Annotated in this window: 12 protein-coding genes and 1 riboswitch; of the genes, 10 read left to right on the forward strand and 2 right to left on the reverse strand. The window is 67.3% G+C overall.

The annotated features are described in order from the left end of the window. Nucleotides 1-198: 198 nt before the first annotated feature. On the reverse strand, nucleotides 199-768 hold the full coding sequence (locus tag O3684_RS07335) for a DUF2218 domain-containing protein (RefSeq protein WP_500066009.1): 570 nt from the start codon (nucleotides 766-768) through the stop codon (nucleotides 199-201). A 163-nt stretch (nucleotides 769-931) separates the two neighbouring features. On the opposite strand from O3684_RS07335, the gene O3684_RS07340 reads away from it, so the two are divergent. From O3684_RS07340 to O3684_RS07365, 6 genes are all read left to right on the forward strand, one after another. Beyond that, the gene (locus O3684_RS07340; protein WP_500066011.1) at nucleotides 932-2401 is read left to right on the forward strand and encodes an amino acid permease; all 1470 of its coding nucleotides are present in this window, start codon (nucleotides 932-934) and stop codon (nucleotides 2399-2401) included. 28 nt (nucleotides 2402-2429) lie between these two features. Beyond that, a riboswitch (TPP riboswitch) is annotated at nucleotides 2430-2531 on the forward strand. 30 nt (nucleotides 2532-2561) lie between these two features. After that, entirely contained in the window at nucleotides 2562-3161 is a 600-nt protein-coding gene (locus tag O3684_RS07345; protein WP_500066013.1) for an ECF transporter S component, read from the forward strand. A 10-nt stretch (nucleotides 3162-3171) separates the two neighbouring features. Beyond that, a complete protein-coding gene (locus O3684_RS07350; RefSeq protein WP_500066068.1) occupies nucleotides 3172-5616 on the forward strand; it encodes an ATP-binding cassette domain-containing protein in 2445 nt (814 codons plus the stop codon). After that, complete coding sequence (locus O3684_RS07355) at nucleotides 5613-6212, forward strand: nucleoside/nucleotide kinase family protein (protein WP_500066015.1); 600 nt, start codon at nucleotides 5613-5615, stop codon at nucleotides 6210-6212. Before O3684_RS07350 ends, O3684_RS07355 begins: the two co-directional genes overlap by 4 nt. A gap of 4 nt (nucleotides 6213-6216) precedes the next feature. Then, nucleotides 6217-7740, forward strand: a complete 1524-nt coding sequence (locus tag O3684_RS07360; RefSeq protein WP_500066017.1) for a phospholipase D-like domain-containing protein — start codon at nucleotides 6217-6219, stop codon at nucleotides 7738-7740. Beyond that, nucleotides 7737-8591, forward strand: a complete 855-nt coding sequence (locus tag O3684_RS07365; RefSeq protein ID WP_500066018.1) for a class I SAM-dependent methyltransferase — start codon at nucleotides 7737-7739, stop codon at nucleotides 8589-8591. Before O3684_RS07360 ends, O3684_RS07365 begins: the two co-directional genes overlap by 4 nt. A gap of 20 nt (nucleotides 8592-8611) precedes the next feature. Here O3684_RS07365 and O3684_RS07370 read toward each other — a convergent pair whose 3' ends face one another. After that, nucleotides 8612-8944, reverse strand: a complete 333-nt coding sequence (locus O3684_RS07370) for an immunity protein Imm33 domain-containing protein (RefSeq protein WP_500066019.1) — start codon at nucleotides 8942-8944, stop codon at nucleotides 8612-8614. A gap of 195 nt (nucleotides 8945-9139) precedes the next feature. On the opposite strand from O3684_RS07370, the gene O3684_RS07375 reads away from it, so the two are divergent. The 4 genes from O3684_RS07375 (at nucleotide 9140) to O3684_RS07390 (ending at nucleotide 21069) form a co-directional block, all read left to right on the forward strand. Then, nucleotides 9140-10870 (forward strand): alpha/beta hydrolase, encoded by a 1731-nt coding sequence (locus O3684_RS07375; protein WP_500066021.1) that lies wholly within the window; start codon nucleotides 9140-9142, stop codon nucleotides 10868-10870. A 369-nt stretch (nucleotides 10871-11239) separates the two neighbouring features. Further along, the gene (locus O3684_RS07380; protein ID WP_500066023.1) at nucleotides 11240-12979 is read left to right on the forward strand and encodes an N-acetylmuramoyl-L-alanine amidase family protein; all 1740 of its coding nucleotides are present in this window, start codon (nucleotides 11240-11242) and stop codon (nucleotides 12977-12979) included. Nucleotides 12980-13202: 223 nt separating this feature from the next. Beyond that, nucleotides 13203-17012, forward strand: a complete 3810-nt coding sequence (locus O3684_RS07385) for a S8 family serine peptidase (RefSeq protein ID WP_500066025.1) — start codon at nucleotides 13203-13205, stop codon at nucleotides 17010-17012. Nucleotides 17013-17244: 232 nt separating this feature from the next. After that, nucleotides 17245-21069, forward strand: a complete 3825-nt coding sequence (locus O3684_RS07390; RefSeq protein WP_500066027.1) for a S8 family serine peptidase — start codon at nucleotides 17245-17247, stop codon at nucleotides 21067-21069. Nucleotides 21070-21089: the final 20 nt, after the last annotated feature.

Here is a 21089-nt window from a genome sequence, read left to right on the forward strand (position 1 = left end):
CAGACCCCTCCACTAACGCGTTCGGTGGTCAGGGAATTGCATGCGGAATTGATGGGGTCCGATGCGTGCCCGGATGCTGTGCGCAGCGTCTTGCCTATTGCGCTGTGCGTGCCGTGCTTGGGTGTCCCGCCGTGCCTAGTCCGCCGTGCGCGCCTATTGCGTCGTGAGTGCCGCGGCTACTCCGCGTGCCTGCCGGGCCTACTCTGCGTGCCCGGTCTTAAGCTCCGCCGCCTCGCGCGCCGCCGCCTCGCGGGCGGCCTTCTTGGCGCGGGCGTGCGCCTCGACCTCTTCGGGAGTGAGGGGGCCCTGCGTGGAACCTTCGCTGCCGTCGGTGCGCTCCCACACGACGGCCAGGCCATCGCGCGCGCCGAAGCGCGCCAGGTGGATGCCGACGATGAATGCGAGGCGCTCGGCGCGCTCGGGCTCCGTGCGCAGCTCGATGGTCAGCGCCGACGGCGACGCGACGACGTCGAAGCGCCCCAGGACCGGGCCCTCGCGGTCGAACAGCAGGTGGCCGCTGCAAGCTTCCTCGTCCCAGAAGCCCGTGATCTTGTGGCCCATGTGGCTGACGAGCTGCTTGCCGTAGCGCGCCGCCCGCTCGGTCGGAACCATGGCCACGGAGATCAGGGGGTACGAGGCCGGGACGGGCGACGGGTCGGGCGCGGCGTGCGTCGAGGCCGGGGTTGAGGTGCTCGGGGAGGGAGCGGGGGAGTGGGCGCCTGCGGGCACCTCGGTGTGGCCCGTCGAAGGCGTCGAATTTAGCGTCATAAGGCAAACCTAACTTGAATGCGGCTCTTCTGCCATGTGGGGATCTAGATTCGGTCATGAGCGTGCCCGTGCGGTAGCGTTGGAGAGTCAAGCGCTTCGCGAGAGCGTGCAAAGACCGCGCAAAACGTCCCAGGTGGGGCGGGAGCAGGCAGAAGGAACAACGATGACCAGTGAGAAAGTCGAACACGGCGACCACCAGCAGGGCGGCGAAAAGCTTCAGCGCACGCTGAAAAACCGCCACATTCAGCTGATTGCCATTGGTGGCGCGATCGGCACGGGCCTGTTCATGGGCTCGGGTAAGACGATTTCCGTCGCGGGCCCCTCGATCCTGCTGGTCTACATGATCATTGGCGCGGTCCTCTTCCTGTTCATGCGCACTCTGGGTGAGCTGTTGCTCTCCGACCACAAGTACGCGACCTTCGCGGATATTGCGCGCGACCTGATCGGCCCGTGGGCCGGCTTCGTCACCGGGTGGACGTACTGGGCGTGCTGGGTGGTCACCGGCGTCGCGGACATGATCGCGATCACCGGCTACACCCACTTCTGGTGGCCGGACTTGCCTGCGTGGATCCCCATCGGCGCGACGACTCTGCTGCTCTTCGCCCTGAACGCGATGACGGTCAAGGCCTTTGGTGAGACGGAATTCTGGTTCGCCCTCATTAAGATCGTCGCGATCATTGCGCTGGTCATCGTCGGTTTCGCCATGGTCGCCATGGGCACCGTTGATACGGAGGGAACCGCGGCCGCGGTCTCGAACCTGTGGAGCCACGGCGGCTTCTTCCCAACCGGATTCACCGGCTTCCTCGGCGGCTTCCAGATCGCCCTCTTCGCCTTCATTGGCATCGAAATGGTGGGTACAACCGTCGCCGAGACCGATGATCCGGACAACACCCTGCCGAAGGCCGTTAACTCCATCCCCGTGCGCATCATGCTCTTCTACGTGGCGGCGCTCGCGGCCATCATGATGGTGACCCCGTGGGATCAGGTGAGCCCCGAGAAATCGCCCTTCGTCACGATGTTCTCGCTGACCGGTCTGGGCGCAGCGGCGACGATCGTCAACCTCGTGGTCCTCTCCTCGGCCGCCTCGAGCGCGAACTCCGGCATCTACTCGACCTCGCGTATGCTCTACGGCCTGGCGCGTCAGGAGCAGGCGCCCGGTGTCTTCGCTCGTCTCTCTAGCCACCACGTGCCCCTCAACGCCCTGTTCCTGTCGTGCGTGTGCCTGCTGTCGGGCATTGTCATCATGGGTATGGGCGGCTCGATCTCGGCGGCGTTCACGCTGGTGACCTCGGTGTCGGCGACGCTGTTCATGGGCGTGTGGGTGGTCATCGTCGTGTCCTACCTGGTCTACCTCCACAAGCACCCGCAGCTGCACGAGGCCTCGGCTTTCAAGGCCCCCGGCGGCGCGTTGAGTGCGTGGATCGTCCTGGCGTTCATGGGGTGCATGGGCGTCATTCTGGCGATGTGGGATGACACCCGCCCCGGCCTCGTCTATTCCCTGATTTGGATCGTGTTCATTGTGGCCGCGGCGTTCGCGAACCGTCACTTCCTGCTGCGTCGGGCCTCGCGCGGCGTGCTCGGCGACGGCGGTACGGGCGAGGGACCTCATCAGGGCCCTCACCTGCACGAGTAGCGCGATGAATACTAAGTGACTATGCTCACCAGAGTGCCACGGGAGCTCGACGCGAGCTGAGAGGGGACCACCCCCGACCGTAGAACCTGATCCGGATCATACCGGCGTAGGAAGGCTCTTCCCTCGTGGCCGCCGTGCAACACGAAGGGAGTATTTTCGCATGGCATCCACTTCTCCGTCCCTCCGCTGGAGGGTCATTGACATCGTGACCGCCGCCGTCCTGGGCGTCGCGTGCGGCCTCATTTTCGTCGTCTGGAACCAGGTGGGCGGTGCGGGCTACGAGGTCCTCAAGGCCGTTGCCCCCGGCCTGGGTGGCCTGGTGACGGGCGTCTGGCTGCTGGGCGGTACGCTCGGCGGCTACGTCATCCGTAAGCCCGGCGCCGCGTTCTTCGTCGAGCTGATGGCCGCGACCGTCTCCATGGCCCTGGGTTCCCAGTGGGCCGTCGAGACCATCTACTCGGGCATCGCGCAGGGCCTTGGCGCTGAGATCGTCTTCGCCCTGGTCGCCTACCGCCGCTTCAACGCGGTGATCGTGTCTGTCGCGGGCGCCGTGTCCTTCGCCTTCGAGTGGGTCCTCGAGCTCTTCCTCTCCGGCCACCTCGAAAAGGGCGTGCTCTACAACGCGATCTACTTGGTGTGCGGCGCGCTTTCGGGCGTCGTCCTGGCGGGCATCCTTGCGTGGGCGCTGACGAGCGCGCTCGCGAAGACGGGCGCGCTCGACCGCTTTGCTTCGGGACGCGGAGCGCGTGAGCTTGTCTGATTCCCGATCCATGGACGAGGCCCACTCCGCCTCCTCGTACACCGCTCCCTCCCAGGATGGCCAGGTGCCGCTGGGTGAGGGGGCGGGCGCGCGCGTTTGCGCGCGCGACTGGGGATGGCGTCACGCCGGGCGCAAGAACCCCGCGCTGTCGGGCGTTGATCTCGATATCGCGCCGGGCGAGCGCGTGCTCGTGTTGGGCCCGTCCGGGTCGGGCAAGTCGACGCTGATGGGCGGCCTGGCCGGCCTGCTGGGCGGCGCCGAGGAGGGCGAGGCCACCGGCACGCTCACCGTCGACGGCGTCGCCCCGGCCGATGCCAGGGGTCGCGTGGGTCTGCTCATGCAGGATCCCGAGGCCCAGGTGGTCCTCGCCCGCGTGGGTGACGACGTGGCCTTCGGCATGGAAAACCTGGGGGTTCCTCGCGAGGAGATCTGGCCGCGCGTGGAGGAATCACTCGCGGCCGTGGGCCTGAGCGTCCCCCTGGATCATTCGACGACGGAGCTGTCGGGCGGGCAAAAGCAGCGCCTGGCGCTCGCGTCGATTCTGGCGATGGGCCCGGGCCTACTGCTCTTGGACGAGCCCACCGCGAACCTGGACCCGAGCGGCGTCGCCGAGGTGCGCGCCGCCGTCGAGGCCGTCGTCGAGCGCACGGGCGCGACCGTGGTCGTCGTGGAGCACCGCGTCGACGTGTGGGCCTCGCTCGTGGATCGCGTCATCGTGGTCGCGGACGGCGCGATCGCGGCCGACGGCCCGCTGAGGCAGGTCCTCGCGCAGCAGGGCGACGCCCTGCGCGAGCGCGGCATCTGGCTGCCCGGCGACGACGTTGCAGCGGAGGTCGGCCCCGCCCCCGAGGTCCCCCCGGCCTCGTCCGGTACCACCCCGATCGCTCGCGTCGCCGACCTGACGATCGGCTACGACAAGAATTCCCCCGTGCGCAGCGGCATCGACCTGACGATCGAGCGCGGCGTCTCCACCTGCATCGTTGGCGCTAACGGTGCCGGAAAATCAACCTTCGCGCTGACGCTGGCGGGCCTCCTACCGCCCATCTCGGGCACGGTCGAGGTCGAAACCTCCGACGGCACGCGCGGCGACCCGCACGAGTGGTCCAGCAAGCAGCTGCTCGGCCGCATGTCGATGGTCTTCCAGGAGCCCGAATATCAGTTCCTGGCCTCCACCGTCGCCGAGGAACTCGCGATCGGCCCGCGCGCGGCCGGCATGAGCGAGGCGGAGATCGCCCCCCTCGTCGACGAACACCTCGAGGCCCTGGGCCTGACCACACTCGCGCGCGCCAACCCCATGACCCTGTCGGGCGGCGAGAAGCGCCGCCTGTCGGTGGCGACCGCGCTCATCAGCGCCCCCGAGCTGCTGATCCTCGACGAACCGACCTTCGGCCAGGATCGTGGCACGTGGCTGGGCCTCGTGCGCCTCCTGCGCGCCGCCCTCGCGCGCGGCGTCACCCTGGTCTCCATCACGCACGACCCCGCGTTCGTGGCCGCGATGGGCCAGCGCGTCGTGGACCTAGGCCAGGTCGGGACGCGCGGCGGGGCCCCCGAGGACTCCACGGACGAGGCCGGGGCCGCCCCCGTCGGTAACGTTCACGATGGGGGTGCGCAGTCGGCGACGAATGCGGTTCCTGCGCCCGCGCGCGGCGCGCAGAACCCCGAGCAGCAAGGCACGCAAACCGGCCCGCAGCGCGGCGCCCGCGGCCTCCTTGCCCGCACGAATCCCGTCGCCCGCGTGCTCGCCCTCCTGGTCGCCACCACGCCCCTGCTGATCACGATCGACCCGGTGAGCGCGGGCGTGGCCCTCGCCCTCGAGCTCGCGCTCATACCCCTGTCGGGCGTGTCCGCGCGCAGCTTCTTCCTCAAGGCGACGCCGCTGCTCGTGGCCGCGCCGCTGGGCGCGCTGTCCATGCTGCTCTACGCAAGCCCGGGTGGACACGTCTACTGGCAGCTCGGTCCCGCCGCGATCTCGGACCACTCCATGTGGCTGGCGCTGGGCATCGGCCTGCGCATGTGCGCGATTGTCATGCCTGCGATCGCCCTGCTCGACCGCATCGATCCGACCGACATGGGCGACGGCCTCGCGCAGATCCTGCACCTGCCTGCCCGCCCGGTCCTCGCCGCGCTCGCGGGCGCGCGCATGACGTCGTTGATGGCGGCCGACTGGAAGGCCCTCGAGCGTGCGCGGCGCGCCCGAGGCGTGGGCGACGCCTCGCGCATCCGTTCCTTCCTGCGCGGCGCCTTCTCGCTGCTGGTGTTCGCGCTGCGTCGCTCCGGCAAGCTGGCCACGACGATGGAGGCCCGGGGCTTCGGTGCGGCGGGTCAGCGCACGTGGGCGCGCGTCTCGCGCCTGCGCGCCGCCGACGCGGTCCTCATGGTCGTCGCCGTCGCCGTGCCCGCGATCGCGCTGGCCGCGAGCGTCTGGGCGGGCACCTTCGCCCTGGTGGGCCGATGAGCGCCCTGACCTGGGAAGATGCGCGCGGGGGAGTGGGCCTGCGGGTCACCGTCCCCGTCACGATGGGCCCCGATGAGGCCGCCCACGAGCTCGCTCCCCGCCTGAGTGCCCTGGCGGGGGAGCGGGCTACGGCTTCGTCCCACGGTGAGTCCGCGCGCGCATCGCACGGCGTCCCGGTCGTGACGATCGACGGCTACTCTGGCTCGGGAAAGTCCACGCTGGCCGCGGCCCTCGCGCGCCTCTTGCCCGGCTGGCAGGTGCTCCACCTCGACGATTGGTACCCCGGCTGGGACGGCCTGGCGGCGGGCGCCGACATCGCGCGGCGAATCGCCGCCGACCTGCGGGGAGGGCGCGCCTCCTCCTACGAGGCCTGGGACTGGGAGGTGGGCGCAACAGGGGAGACGACCCGTGTCCCCCTCGCCCCGACCATCATCGAGGGTTGCGGCGCCATCGAGGCCGAGGCCGACCTCGCCATCTGGATCGCCGACCCAGGCGAGGGCGAGCGGCGCAGTCGGGCGCTGGCGCGCGATGGGCAGACCTACGCGCCACACTGGCGGCGCTGGGCCGACCAGGACCTGGGGCGCTCGATAGACTAGGCGCATGCTGCCGCCACCCCCTGAACCACCGCTGTGGGGATGGCTCCTTGTTGGGGCCATCGATTTCGTCATCCGCGTTGTCGCGCTGGGGGTTGTGCCCAAGCATCGGCGCGCATCGACCTCGACAGCGTGGCTGCTGCTGATCTTCCTGTGGCCCCTCCTCGGCGTGCCGCTGTACTTTATTTTTGGCTCGTGGTGGGCGATGGGAAGGCGCCTGGATGATGATCCGGAGGCCAGAGCGCTCGTCGACGCCATCGTGGCGGGTTCGATCGCGCCACAGCCCGCGTCCTACGAGGCTCCCACCGGACCGGACGGCCTGCCCTTCGGCTCGGACGGCGACACGGCCTCGATCATGCGCCTGTCCGGAAACCTGAGCGGATTCCCGGCTTCGACGGGCCGCGTCGGCAGCCTCTACAACGACACGGCGGAAACCTTCCGAGCCATGGCGGCCAGTATCGACGCGGCCACCCACCACGTGAACGCCCTGTACTACCAGACATCCTGGGACGAGTACACGGCCCCCTTCTACGAGGCCCTCGGGCGCGCGGTCGAGCGCGGCGTCACTGTCCGCCTGCTCGTCGACCACCACGGCATGCGCACGATCCCCGGACACAGGGACTTCCGTCGCCACCTGAACGCCATGGGCATCCAGTGGCACGAGATGCTGCCCTTCGCGCCGCTGCGCGGCCAGATCCGCCGCCCGGACCTGCGCAATCACCGCAAGATTCTCGTCATCGACGGGCGCGAGGCCTACATCGGGTCTCACAACCTCGTCGCCCCCGACTACGACACCCCCTCGTATCAGAAGGCCGGCATGCACTACGACGACACGAGCGTGTCCGTCAGAGGCCCCATCGTCGCCCAGATCCAGGCGGTCTTCGCCGTCGACTGGTACTACGCCTGCAAGGAGGTCCTCACCCCCGAGGTCCTCGCCCCGCCCGCCGCTCAGGAAACAGGAGAGCGCGAGGAGGAGCAGGCCTCGGCCATGCAGATCATCCCGTCGGGCCCCGCGTACAAGGGCGAGCCGAACCTGCGAGCATTCGTGCACATGATTTCCTCGGCGCGCACGCACGTGTCGATCACCAGCCCGTACTTCATCCCAGACGAGGCCCTCATGACCGCGCTGACAAACGCCGCGCTGTCGGGCGTGACGGTCGAGCTCTTCGTCTCTGAGCAGTTCGACCAGTTCCTGGTCGGTCACGCGCAGCGCTCCTACTACGGGCCGCTCCTGAAGGCGGGCGTGCGCATCCACCTCTATCGTAAGCCGCGGATGCTGCACTCCAAGTACATGGTCGTCGACGGGAGCCTGTGCATCATCGGCTCCTCCAACATGGATGTGCGCTCCTTCGGCCTCAACTACGAGATCGTCCTCGTCGCCGACAGCTCCCGCCTGGTCGAGATGCTGCACGGCAACGATGAACGCACGCGCGAGGCCTCCCGCGAGCTCACCTACGAGGAGTGGCACGGCCAGCCGTGGCACGTCCACTACGTCGATAACGTGTGCCGACTGGGGAGCTCGCTCCTGTGAGCGCCTCCGACAACGAGGCCGTGGCCGGGCGCGTGGCCACCACTTCTTCGTCGCTGGATTACGGTGATCATGACACGATGCCGAACAGCGTGTCCGGTTCCCTCGACGTCAACCCCTACGTCGGGGAGGGCGGTGCCTACGACTCGGTGCGCCCCGCCTACCCGAACGAGGCCGTGGCCGCGTTGATCGATGCCGCGCGGAGTGGGCGGGGCGTGAACGCTCCAGGCCGGGATGGCCCACTGCGCGCCGCCGACATCGGCGCGGGCACCGGCAAGATGAGCGAGCTCCTGGCCCGCGGCGGTCTCCTCGTGGACGCGGTCGAACCTTCCGAGGCGATGCGTGCCCAGGCCTCGCCGATCGAGGGGGTCACGTGGCACGATGGCGTCGCGGAAGAGACGGGGTTACCGAACGACGTGTATGACATCGTCGTGTTTGCGCAGTCCTGGCATTGGATGGATCCGGAGCGTGCGGGCCTCGAGGCTGCCCGGATCCTGGCACCCGGTGGCGCGCTCGCGATCGTGTGGAATCAGATGGCCGTGTCGATCCCGTGGGTACATCGACTGACGCGCATCATGCGCTCGGGCGACGTGCACCGCCCCGACAGGCCCCCCACGCCGGGCGGTGGCTTCGCCCCGATGACCCTCACCCAGGTCGCGTGGGAGGACCGGATGACCCCCGAGGAGATCCTCACCCTGGGCACGACCCGCTCCTCGTATATCCGTTCGTCGGAGGCGGGGCGTGCGCGCATGCAGGAGAACCTGCGCTGGTACCTCTACGAGCACCTCGGCTACGCGCCGGGGGAGCTGGTCACCATCCCGTACGCGACCCTCGTGTGGCTCACTCACCTGTGAGGGCGGGGCCGCTGCGTGAGTCAGCGGAACGGAATCTCCTTCTTGGTCTTGTTATCGAACCATCGCCGGCGCCCGTCAGGTTCGACGACCAGTTGGATGTCGGAGCCGATGGGCAGATCGTAGATGCCGATGCAGGCGGGCTCGATGTTGCACAGAATGTTGAAGTCGACCCGGAAAAAGTTGGTCGGGTCGCTCATGTACTCGCCGGTGTCGTCACCCGAGAGAACGCGCCAGCCGGAGTCTTCGATCTCGACCGGTACTGCGCGCATCATCCACTTGATGGCGGCGCTTCCCTCGAGGATCCTGCGCGAGACAACGGCGATTCCGGCACCGCGAATGTAGGTGGTGTACATGAGTCTTCCTATCAATTGGGCTCTGTGACGCGGGGTGGGTCCAACATATCCGATTGTTGCCGCCGAGAAAAAGCGATTGCTTGCGGCGGCGTCCCGACTGTTCCCGGGGCGAACGCGAAGTCCGCGAGACGTCGCTGCCCACCTGCGGGCCCATGCCTCGTGCCCCTCGTGAACCGTCAGGCCACCCCTGGCACAATGGGGACCATGGGTTTGTCGTTTCTGGGAGTGATCGCTGCCCTCGCCATGTATGCGGTGAGCGTGGCACCGTCGCTGATGGCGCGCTCCTGGGCGTGGCACGCGGTCGCCTCGGGCGTCCTCGTCTCCTGCGGGTACGTCGGTGGCGTCATTGTGCAGAACGTGGGTGCCCGCATTATCGCGATGACGGGCCTGACCATCCGCGCATCCGAGCCCGTCGAGATCGGTTTCCGCGTCTGCGCGGCAGTTCTTTTTGCGATGTGGTGGCTCTACGCCGTCATCCAGTCGTATCGCCGGGCCCGCGTCGCCGCCAGACTTGTCAACATGCCGGGCGAGACCTTCGGCGAGTACCTCCTGGGAACCGCAGGGACCGTCGTCGTTGCATGGTGCCTCATCGCGATCGTGGGTGCCCTGAACAGTCTCGGGCGCATGCTCATCGCGGCGCTCGGTGACTATATGCCGCACCCGATTGCCGTCGTCGCCGGCGTCGCGATCCTGACCGTCATCGTCTTCTTCCTGACCTCGAACGTGATCCTGCGCGGCGGCATCGGCTTCTTCCGTCATCACGCCGAGCAGATGAACACGCGCACCGCGCGCGGCATCTACAAGCCCTTCGTCCCCGAGCGCTCCGCCTCCCCGGCCTCGCCCGTCACCTGGGAGTCGGTCGGCGGTCAGGGGCGCGTCTTCCTCGGCCGAGGCCCCTCGCGGCTCGATATTGCCCAGGTCAGCGGAGGCGAGGCCATGGAACCCATCCGCGTCTACTCCGGCATGCCCACGGGCGGGGCGGGCATTGAGGTGGCCGCGGCGACCGTCGTCGCCGAGCTGCGGCGCACGGGCGCATTCGATCGCGCGGTCATCCTGATCGCCGCGTCGACCGGGTCCGGCTGGGTCGACGAGTGGCAGGTCCAACCCCTCGAGTTCCTCACGCGCGGCAACTGCGCGACCGCCTCGCTGCAGTACTCCTACGTGCCGTCGGCGCTTAACTGGCTGACCGGCCTCGAGCCCGCGCAGGAGGCGTCGGCTGCCCTCTTCCGCGCGGTGCGCGCCGAGCTCGACACGATGGACGAGGCCGACCGTCCCGCGCTCTTCGTGTGCGGCGAGTCCCTGGGGGCCTTCGCCTCGCAGTCGGTGTTTTCCTCGGTCGAGGACGCGCTGGAGCAGGTGGACGGCGCCCTGTGGGTGGGCACCCCGGCGTTCACGCCGATGCACGCCGAGCTCACGGCTGAGCGCCACAAGGGCAGCCCCGAGGTGGCGCCCGTCGTCTACAACGGGCGGCGCGTGCGCTTCGTAAACGAACCCTCCGACCTGCGCACCGACCTGTACGGGCGCGAGCTGGGTCCGTGGAGATTCCCGCGACTGATCTACGCCCAGCATCCCTCCGACCCGGTCGTGTGGTGGAACCGTAAGCTCTTGTGGAATCAGCCGGATTGGCTGCGCGAGCGGGCGGGGCGCGACGTGTCCCGCTTCGTCGAGTTCACGCGCTTCGTCACCTTCATTCAGGTGCTCGCCGACCTGCCCGTCGCGGGCACCGCCCCCGGCGGTCACGGCCATACCTATAACGAGGAGCTGATCCCCCTGTGGAGGGCGATCCTCGGCTTTGATCGCCTCTTCGACGAGGCGCCGACCCACCCGCGCTTGGCGGCCCTCGACGGGTCCTGGGTGGACGAGGCGATGGTCCGTCGTATCGGCATCGTCGTGCGGGCGAACCTGGAGCTGTCTGACCGCCAGTAGGTGTGCGCAGCGCGTCCTGATCTGTTTGTCAAGCTCGTGGCCAATGACGTGCTACTTGCAGTCAGTTCTACGCGGAATTTACCGTGTCAAATGAAATCTCTATGACCGAGAAGTTTGCTTTTTCGGCGCATCGCAGTGAACATATGTGCTTTTGTCATTGAACATATGTGTATCGGTCAGAGACTGTGTTGAAACTATGCTGACCGGAGCGCTGAGGGGTGCCTCATTTCCCCTCATAATGCCTTGTTGCTACTGGATGGTAAGCCAGTAAGCCGTTGCTAGGTATCTAGTTGCGCAGTATCGTGCGGATTGTGAGCCGATGAACCTAACCGGTCGGTATGGATCGCACGAATCAACATTGGAGTGAGCATGTCATACACATTTCACAGGGCGTTGATCGCAGCCCTGGCGACCGGCGCAATGGCAGCGTCTGGTGTCGCCTTCGGCGCTCCTGCCCTGGCAGCAACCCCCGCACCCGACGCGGATGGGCCAATGATCTCCAACCTCGCCACTACCAGCGAGGGTATTGGCGGTCAGGTCACCTTCTCCGTCACCGACAACCCCGGGCTGTCCAGCATTGACCTGCGTGACCCCGCGACCGACGCGATCTTCTACCATCGTGTCGTCGACTTCCCCGGCAATGTCACCGACGATGGCCTTCACCACTACCTCTTCACTATCAAGTTCTCCGACATTCAGGCGGCCTGGTCCCAGGCCGGCCACACCGATGCCCTCCCCGCGACCGTCAAGCTTGTCGCCTGGGGCAGCGATGGCCTGCCGTCCAAGCGCGCCGATGTCGCGATTGAACCCGTCGCCATGGCCTCCCTCGATTTCGGTATCGAGTCCGGTCAGCTCAACATGACTGTCGGTCAGCAGACGTACATCGGCGTCACGCACAAGCCAGACAACGCCAACATGACGAAAGTCAACTGGACTGGTGACGATATCGACGTCCTGAATGTCGATGATCGCTCGGGCCGCGTGACTGCCCTGAAGAAAGGCTGCTCGGACGTCCGCGCCGTCTCTGACTACATGGATCCGACGACCTTCGACCCGGTGATGGCTACGGTCCAGGTCTGCGCCAGCGAGCTGGGTGAGGACGAGATTGCGGTCAATTTCCTTCGCGTGGACTTCGAGGAGGGCGACACTGTCACCCTCAAGCCGCTGCTGCCCGAGAAGTTCAAGGATGCCACCCTGTCCTGGAGCCTTGAGTATGACGGTGTGGTCATTCTGAAGGTGGCCGAGGACGGCAAGAGCGCGACGATCACCGGCGGTAACGTCGTTGATTGGAATCAGGTGAACCTGACCGCCACCCTGCCCGACGGAACCGAGGCAAGTGCGACGACGATCGCCGTTGTCAAGTCCGTGAAGCACGATGCGACAGCGCCCGCTCCCTGGGTCGACCCTGCGCCGCAGCCCGATCCGCAGCCTGCGCCGGATCCCCAGCCTCAGCCTCAGCCCCAGCCGCAGCCTCAGCCCCAGCCTCAGCCTGATCCGCAGCCTGCTCCGGATCCCCAGCCTCAGCCTGATCCGCAGCCTGATCCGGATCCCCAGCCTCAGCCGCAGCCCCAGCCCGATCCGCAGCCTGCTCCGGATCCCCAGCCCCAGCCGCAGCCCCAGCCCGATCCGCAGCCCGCGCCTGACCCGCAGCCCCAGCCCCAGCCCCAGCCTGCCCCCTCCGGTGCCTGGATGCTGGACTCGATCGGCTGGTGGTACCGCAACGCGGATGGCACCTACCCGGCCAACACCTCGGCGGTCATTGACGGCCGCACCTACCGCTTCGACGGACGCGGCTACATGCGCACTGGTTGGGTCATGGATGGCGGCACCTGGTACTACCACGATGGCTCCGGCGCGCAGCTCACTGGGTGGCAGATCGTCCGCGGTTCCTGGTACTACCTGGGTGACAACGGCGCGATGCGCACTGGTTGGGTCATGGACGGCGGCACCTGGTACTACCTGCACGGTTCCGGAGCGATGGCCACCGGTTGGATCAACCTGGGCGGCACGTGGTACTACCTGCACGGCTCGGGCGCGATGCTCACCGGCTGGCAGGCGATCGGCGGCCGCAGCTACACCTTCAACGCCTCGGGCGTGTGGATCCCGTGATCGACGCGAGAAGACGCCAATAGGCACAGAGACCGGGCCCGGGAACGCAGCAATGCGCTCCCGGGCCCGTCACGTTAGACAATTCAGCTGCGCTTAACGTATCAATAAGCAACACGGTGATTGTCACCCGTGCTATGTGCGGTATTTTGTGAGGAGACGGCTGGTACACCGACGTACCGCATGCCACCGGCACGCCGTCCCCCAACACATTTGGAGAAGGCTTATGTCAACGAAGAAACCGGCTGCCCTCCTCGCCTTCGTCGGCGCGTGCGCGCTCGCGGTCACCGGGCCGGCCACCCTGGCCTCGCCCCTGTCCGCGGGCCCGTCCGGTGCCCGCGATGGCGCAGCGGCGTCCCTGCCTGCGGGCGATATTGATACGGCGCTGACCTCGAAGACCGGGCAGTCCGCGCCCGCCTCAAGTGCCGGCGATGAGGATCCTGCGCGCGTCGTCGGCGTCATCGTCCAGCTCGAGGATGGCGCACCCCGCGAGGGCGCGATCAGCGAGATCAACCGGGCTGTGGCTGCTCAGTTCCCCGGCGCCTCGGCGCAGGTGGAGCACGAGTATGACAACGTCCTGACGGGTTTTGCTCTCAAGGCTCCCGCCGGTGCGCTCGACGCGATCCGTCGCGCCCCGGGCGTGCGCGCAGCGTTCCTCGAGCGTGAGGGACACGTGAACGACGGAGCGACCCTCGATGCCGAGGGAGGCCTCGAGGCCTCGCAAAACGGCGGGCAGGACCCCGCCAACCTGAGCGCCCAGCTGATGATGCGCACCGACCAGGTCGCGCAAAAGGGCGAAGGCAAGGTTATCGCCGTCATCGACACGGGTGTCGACACGACCCACCAGGCGTTCACGGGCGCGCTCGCGGGAACGCCCGCGCTCACCCCGCAGAAGGTCGCTGCGCTCTCGTCCCAGCTGGGTGAGGGCAAGACCGGCGTCTACATCTCGCAGAAGTTCCCCTTCGCCTACGACTATGCGGACAGTGACAACGATGCGTCGCCGCGCGAGGGAGGCTCCGGCTTCCATGGTACGCACGTCGCCGGCATCGCCGCGGGTAATGCCGACAAGATCATCGGTACCGCTCCGGATGCTCAGGTGATCGTCGCGAAGGTGACGCGCAGCGAGGACGACGCGCTGCTGGATTCGGCGCTGCTCGCCTCCCTCGACGACATGCTGGTCCTGCACCCCGACGTCATCAACCTGTCGCTCGGCTGGACGGCCGGCATGGATAACGAGGCCGACACGGTCTACGCGACCGTGTATAAGAAGCTCCAGGACGCGGGCATCACCGTCAACGCGGCCGCGGGCAACGCCTTCTCCACCGGGTACGGCAACAACTCCGGCAAGGGCCTGCCCTACGCCTCGGACCCCGACTCCTCGGTCATTGACGAGCCCGCGACCTACTCCTCGGTGGTCGCCGTCGCCTCCGTCGAGAACGCGCTCATCCGTAACGCCTTCACCGTTAACGGGAAGGACATCGGCTACCAGCGCTCGCGCGGCATGAACGGCGAGAAGGTCGCCTACTTCTCCGACCTGCCCGCCGGCACCTACGAGTACGTGGACGCCGGGTTCGCCTCTGAGGAGGACGTCGCCGCCCTCAAGGAGAAATACCCGGACGGCCTCGCCGGCAAGATCGCCCTGGTCTCGCGCGGCAAGATGACCTACCAGAAGAAGGTCGAGAACCTCTACGACCTGCATCCGGCCGGCATCCTCGTCTACAACAACGTCTCTGTCGGCTCGCTCATCATCATGAACTTGACGACGCAGGACTTGCCCGCCGCGTTCATCTCCCAGGCCGACGGCCAAGCCATGCTGGACGCCCCCGAACACAAGCTCTCCATCGCCGAGGGACAGGTCCTGCCGCAGTCCTCCATCTACGAGGCCTCGGAGTTCTCCTCGTGGGGCGTGTCCCCGGACCTGCGCCTCAAGCCCGAGATCGCTGCGCCCGGTGGCAACGTTTTCTCGTCGATACCGAACGGTGCGTACGAGCAGACCTCGGGCACCTCGATGGCCACGCCCCAGATGGCTGGCATCAGCGCGATCGTCCTCCAGCGCGTCCAGTCCGATCCGTTGTTTGCGTCGATGAGTGCGCGCCAGCAGGCCGATGTGGTGCAGAACCTCATCATGGGCACGGCTCGTCCTCTGACGGATGCGGCTCAGACGACGGGCGCGCTCTATTCCCCGCGTAAGCAGGGTGCGGGCCTGGTGGACGCGCTGGCGGCGACGACCTCGTCGGTGTACCCGACCGTGGTGGGTGCGCCTGAGCAGTCTCGTCCCAAGGCAGACCTGGGGGACGGGACGAAGGGCTGGCACTTTGATGTCACGCTGCATAACCTGTCCGGCACGGCGGCGACCTATGAGCTGAGCTCGCAGGCTCTGTCGGAGATCGTGGACGGTGGGTTCTTCACGGAGCATTCCTCGGATTGGCGAGGCCGTGGCGTGGAGATCGCGTACTCGGGTGCGGCTTCTGCCTCGGCCGAGGGCGCGACGGTGACGGTCCCGGCGAGCGGCGAGGCGACCGTCGGTATTGACGTGACGCCGGGTAGTGAGTTTGCGTCCTACGTCGCTGATAACACGCCTAACGGCACGTTCTTGGATGGTTTCGTGCGCTTCACCTCGAAGGCCGCCGGTCAGCCCGACCTGGCCGTGCCCTACCTGGGTTTCTACGGCGACTGGGGCAAGGCCCCCATCTTCGACGCGCTCGCCTCTGTGGGTGGGGCGCACACCCGGGCCTCGGACATCGTCAACGGCCAGACCGGCGCCTCCCTCGGCTACAACCCGCTCGTCAAGGCGGCCGACCGCAGTGGTAACCCGAATCCGCAGCGCTACGTGATCTCGCGGTCCACGGCCTCGGGCGCCCCGACGATCCTCGAACCGCGCACGGGCACGCTGCGCAGCGTGCATGCGCTGACCAGCACCTACACGAACGAGGCCGGGGAGACGGTCTTCTCCGTGACCAACCACCAGAACTGGAAGTCCGTGTACCTGACCAGCACCGAGGAGAATACCTGGGTCGAGGCCTACCACGAGTCCACCGCCTTCGATGCGAACGCGGAGAAGTTCGCGCAGCTGCCCGATGGCACCTACACGCTGCGAATCGCCGCATCCAACGACGGTCCGTCGTCTGCCCGGCAGTCGATCTCCTACAACTTCCGCCTCGACACGAAGGCCCCCGTCATCTCCGATCTGGTGTACTCCGGCAAGGATGAGGGCTTCGTCGTCACCTTCGATGTCACCGACGACTCGCCGCTGTCGGCTGTCGACCTGCACGACCCGGCCGACGGCCTGTGGTTCTACCGCCACGTCTTCACCGAAGATGAGGGCAGTGTTGGAGCCGACGGCCGGTACACGTACCACGTCGAGATCCCGCTCAGCGTCATCAAGCAGGCGTGGACCGACCAGGGCGGCACCGGCGACGTCATCGCCAACCCCTACATCCTCGCGTGGGACTACGGCCTCAACCCCTCCGAGATCTTCCCGATCAACCTGCCCAGCGCCAACCCGGGCACACCCAGCCCGTGCGTGAACCCCGAGGGCGGCCACTGGGTGAAGGATAGCATCGGCTGGTGGTACGCCTGCGCCGATGGGTCGACCTACCTCAAGGGCGGCTGGTTCACCATCAACGGCCACGACTACCAGTTCGGGCCGTCGGGCTACATGGCGACCGGCTTCCTCAAGCGCACGAGCGGCGAGTGGGTCTACGCCGACTCCGATGGAGCCCTCGTGAGCGGTTGGGTGAAGGATGGCGGCCAGTGGTACTACCTCGACCCCGCCTCTCACGTCATGGCGACCGGGTGGGTGGCCGACCGCGGATCCTGGTACTACCTGACGGGCTCGGGCGCGATGGCCATCGGATGGGTGAAAGACGGCGGTACCTGGTACTTCCTGAACGCCTCCGGAAAGATGGCGACCGGCTGGGTCAAGGATCGGGGAACCTGGTACTACCTGGCGCCCTCCGGTGCGATGCTGACGGGCACGCATGTGATCAACGGGCGCACCTACGTGTTTGACGATTCGGGCGCCTGGGTGCGATAAGCGCCGAGCTTCCTGAATCTGTCAACATTCCCTTCCGGGCCCGAGAACGTTGCTGTGTAAGCGTTCTCGGGCCCGGAATCCGTTACTGGGTAAAATAATCGTCAGGTGTTTCTCTAGGTGAAACAAAGCTTGTCACAAGACTTGTCTGCGGTTATGTTGATTATGGCGGCCAATAGACGCGGTCCTCTCCTCGTTCTTACGCGACCGCCTGTCAACACATTGGAGTAGGTAGATGACAACGAAGAAACCAGCGACGCTCCTCGCGCTGGCCGGCACCGCGGCGCTCGTGGTAGCTGGCCCCGCGACCCTCGCATCCCCGCCCACCGGCGCGGACACGCAACCCGACGCGGGCACCACGGCCTCGTCCCTGCCCGTCGGTAACGTCGATACCGCGCTCACCTCGAAGAGCGGGCAGGCCACCCAGACCGAGCCGGCCCAGGCGACCGACGAGGTGGACCCCGCCTCCGTCGTGAGCATCGTCGTCCAGCTCGACGACAACGCCGACCGCGCGGGAACCCTCGCCTCCATCAACGAGGCCGTGGCCGGCGCATTCCCCGGCGCCACCGCCCAGGTGGAGCGCGAGTACGACAACGCCCTGAAGGGCTTCGCGCTCAACGCCCCCGCCGGCTCCCTCGACGCGATCCGCGCGGTGAGCGGCGTCAAGGCCGCGTTCCTCGACCGCGAGACCCACGTCGAAGGTGCCGACGACCAGGTCGCTGGCGAGGGTGCGACGAACTCCGCTCGCACCGCCGCCCAGGACCCCGCCAACCTCAGCCCCCAGCTGATGATGCACGCCGACCAGATCACCCAGAATGGTGAAGGCAAGGTCGTCGCCGTCATCGACACCGGCGTGGACATGACGCACCCGGCGTTCGCGGGCGCCCTGCACGGCACCCCCGAGCTCTCAGCGGATAAGGTCGCATCCCTGACCCCCCAGCTGGGTGATGGAAAGACCGGCACCTACGTGTCGGAAAAGTTCCCCTTCGCCTACGACTACGCGGATAACGACCCTGACCCCTCGCCGACCGGCGAAGCCGGATCGCACGGCACGCACGTCGCCGGCATCACCGCGGGCAACGCGGGCGAAATCGTCGGCATCGCCCCCGACGCCCAGATCATCGTCGCCAAGGTCGCCCGTAGCTCCAACGGCGGCATCCCGGACTCGGCGCTGCTCGCCGCACTCGACGACATGGTGATCCTGCACCCCGACGTCGTGAACCTGTCCCTCGGACAGACCGGCGGCATGGACAACGAAGCCGACTCCATGTACGCCACCGTCTTCAAGAACCTGCAGGCCGCGGGCGTGACCGTGAATGCGGCCGCCGGTAACGAGTACACCGCCGGATATGGCAACCTGTCCGGCAAGAACCTGCCCTACGCCTCGGACCCCGACTCCTCGGTCCTGTGCGAGCCGGCGTCCTACTCCTCCGTCGTGTCCGTGGCCTCGGTCGATAACTCGCTGGCGCACAGTGCCTTCAGTGTCGGCGACCGCGACATCCCCTACCAGCGCGCAGGCGGCGCCGACGGCCAGAAGATGCCCGACCTGTCCGACCTGACCGGCGGCCCCTTCGAGTACGTCGACGGCGGCATCGGTTCGGCCGAGGACGGCGCCGCGCTCAAGGCCAAGTACCCCGATGGCCTCGCCGGCAAGATCGTGCTGGTCAAGCGCGGCTCCCTCACCTTCCAGGACAAGTTCAACAACATCGCAGGCTCCAAGCCCGCCGGTTTCATCGTCTACAACAACGTGCCCGGTGACTCGCTCGTCGTCATGAGCCTGGCGACCGACGGCGTGCCCGCCGCGTTCATCTCGCAGGCAGACGGCGAGGCCATGCTGGCCGCCGCCGACCACCACCTGAGCGTCGCCCCCGGCAAGGTGGTGCCCCCCAGCGCGAAGTACTCCATGTCGAGCTTCTCCTCCTGGGGCGTCACCCCCGACCTGCGCCTCAAGCCCGAGGTCAGCGCCCCCGGCGGCAACATCTACTCGTCTGTGCCCGGCGGCAACTACGAGTTCATGTCCGGCACGTCCATGGCCACCCCGCAGATGGCGGGCGTCAGCGCCGTCGTCCTGGAGCGCGTCCAGAATGACCCGTTGTTCGCGTCCATGAGCGCGAGCGACAAGGTGAACGTCGTCCAGAACCTCATCATGGGCACGGCGGCCCCCATCGCCGACCCGCTCGAGGACTCCGGTGCCCCGTACTCCCCGCGTAAGCAGGGCTCGGGTCTGACGAATGTCCTGGCTGCCACGACCTCGTCCGTGTACCCGACCGTGGTGGGCGCCCCCGAGCAGTCCCGACCCAAGGCCGACCTGGGCGACGGCACCAAGGGGTGGCACTTCGACGTCACCCTGCACAACCTCTCCGGCGCCGAGGCCACCTACGCCCTGAACACGCAGGCGCTCTCCGAGATCGTTGACGGCGGGTTCTTCACCGGCCACACCTCCGACTGGCGTGGCAAGGGCGTGGACATCGCCTACTCCGGCGCGGCTGTGAGCGGTACCGGCGAGGGTGCGACCATCACCGTCCCCGCGAACGGCGAGGCGACCGTGGGCGTGGACGTCACGCCTCGCGCCGCCTTCGACTCCTACGTCGCGCAGAACACGCCCAACGGCACCTTCCTCGACGGCTTCGTGCGCTTCACCTCGAAGACTGCGTCTCAGCCCGACCTGACCGTGCCCTACATGGGCTTCTACGGCGACTGGGGCAAGGCTCCCATCTTCGACGCCCTCGCCTCCGAGGGTGGCGCTCACACGCTCGCCTCCTGGGTCTACAACGGCACCACGGGCCAGCAGCTGGGATACAACCCCCTGGTCAAGGACGGTGATCGTATCGGAGCGCCCAACCCGAGCCAGAACATCATTTCCCGTTCGGACGCCTCGGGCGCTCCCACGGTTCTCCAGCCCCGCACGGGCACGCTGCGCAGCGTCCACACGGTCAACGCCGCGTACACGAACGCCGCCGGGGAGAAGGTCGCGTCCTTCACGCGATTCATGAACTGGAAGTCCGCCGTGGATCCCTCCACCGGCCAGATGACCTGGCTCGAGCAGGGACACGATCCGATGTCCCTGGATGCGCGCGCCGACGCATACAAGAACCTGCCCGATGGCCAGTACAAGCTGACGCTCTCCGCGCACAACGACGGCCCCTCGCAGGCCGAGCAGTCGATCTCCTACGAGTTCAGCATCGACACGGCCGCACCCGTCGTCTCCAACCTGGAGTACAAGGGTGAAGGCGCCGACACCGTCCTGTCCTTCGACGTGACGGATGCGTCGCCGCTGGCCGCGATCGACCTGCACGACCCGGCCGACGGCCTGTGGTTCTACCGCCACATCTTCACCGACAACGAGGCCACCACCGCGGCTGACGGCTCGCGCGCCTACCATGTTGAGATCCCCTTCAAGGACATCAACTCCGCGTGGACCGACCAGGGTGGCTCCGGCAACGTCATCGCCCACCCGTACCTGCTGGCATGGGACTACGGCCTCAACCACTCCGAGGCCGCGACCCTCAACCTGCCCAGCGACAACACGGGCACGACCGACGCCTGCACGAGCACCGAGGGCGGCCACTGGGTCAAGGATGGCGCCGGCTGGTGGTACTCCTGCGCCGACGGCGCGAGCTACCTGAAGAACGGCTGGTTCACGATCAACGGTTCGGACTACCTGTTCGGCCCCTCCGGTTACATGGCGACCGGCTTCCTCAAGCGCGCCGACGGCCAGTGGGTCTACGCGAACGAGTCCGGCGCCCTCGTGGGCGGCTGGGTCCTTGACGGCGGTTCCTGGTACTACCTCGACCCGGTCACGAAGGTCATGGCCACCGGTTGGGTCGCCGACGGCGGCTCCTGGTACTACCTCACCGGCAACGGTGCGATGGCCATCGGCTGGGTGAACGACGGTGGTACCTGGTACTACCTGAACGCCTCCGGAAAGATGGCGACCGGCTGGGTCAACGTGGGTGGCTCCTGGTACTACCTGGCACCCTCCGGCGCCATGCTCACCGGCACGCAGGTCATCAACGGACGCACCTACGTGTTCGACGCGAACGGAGTCTGGGTGCGCTGATGCGCATCGAACCTGAATCA

The sequence above is a fragment of the Pauljensenia sp. 20925_1_27 genome, assembly GCF_041432835.1.
In the GTDB taxonomy this organism is placed as follows: domain Bacteria; phylum Actinomycetota; class Actinomycetes; order Actinomycetales; family Actinomycetaceae; genus Pauljensenia.

What these genes read in the sequence shown, in the direction of transcription:
- O3684_RS07335 (WP_500066009.1), bottom strand. Translation starts at nt 768, where the DNA reads ATGACGCTAAATTCGACGCCTTCGACGGGCCACACCGAGGTGCCCGCA.
- O3684_RS07340 (WP_500066011.1), top strand. Translation starts at nt 932, where the DNA reads ATGACCAGTGAGAAAGTCGAACACGGCGACCACCAGCAGGGCGGCGAA.
- O3684_RS07345 (WP_500066013.1), top strand. Translation starts at nt 2,562, where the DNA reads ATGGCATCCACTTCTCCGTCCCTCCGCTGGAGGGTCATTGACATCGTG.
- O3684_RS07350 (WP_500066068.1), top strand. Translation starts at nt 3,172, where the DNA reads ATGGACGAGGCCCACTCCGCCTCCTCGTACACCGCTCCCTCCCAGGAT.
- O3684_RS07355 (WP_500066015.1), top strand. Translation starts at nt 5,613, where the DNA reads ATGAGCGCCCTGACCTGGGAAGATGCGCGCGGGGGAGTGGGCCTGCGG.
- O3684_RS07360 (WP_500066017.1), top strand. Translation starts at nt 6,217, where the DNA reads ATGCTGCCGCCACCCCCTGAACCACCGCTGTGGGGATGGCTCCTTGTT.
- O3684_RS07370 (WP_500066019.1), bottom strand. Translation starts at nt 8,944, where the DNA reads ATGTACACCACCTACATTCGCGGTGCCGGAATCGCCGTTGTCTCGCGC.
- O3684_RS07375 (WP_500066021.1), top strand. Translation starts at nt 9,140, where the DNA reads ATGGGGACCATGGGTTTGTCGTTTCTGGGAGTGATCGCTGCCCTCGCC.
- O3684_RS07380 (WP_500066023.1), top strand. Translation starts at nt 11,240, where the DNA reads ATGTCATACACATTTCACAGGGCGTTGATCGCAGCCCTGGCGACCGGC.
- O3684_RS07385 (WP_500066025.1), top strand. Translation starts at nt 13,203, where the DNA reads ATGTCAACGAAGAAACCGGCTGCCCTCCTCGCCTTCGTCGGCGCGTGC.
- O3684_RS07390 (WP_500066027.1), top strand. Translation starts at nt 17,245, where the DNA reads ATGACAACGAAGAAACCAGCGACGCTCCTCGCGCTGGCCGGCACCGCG.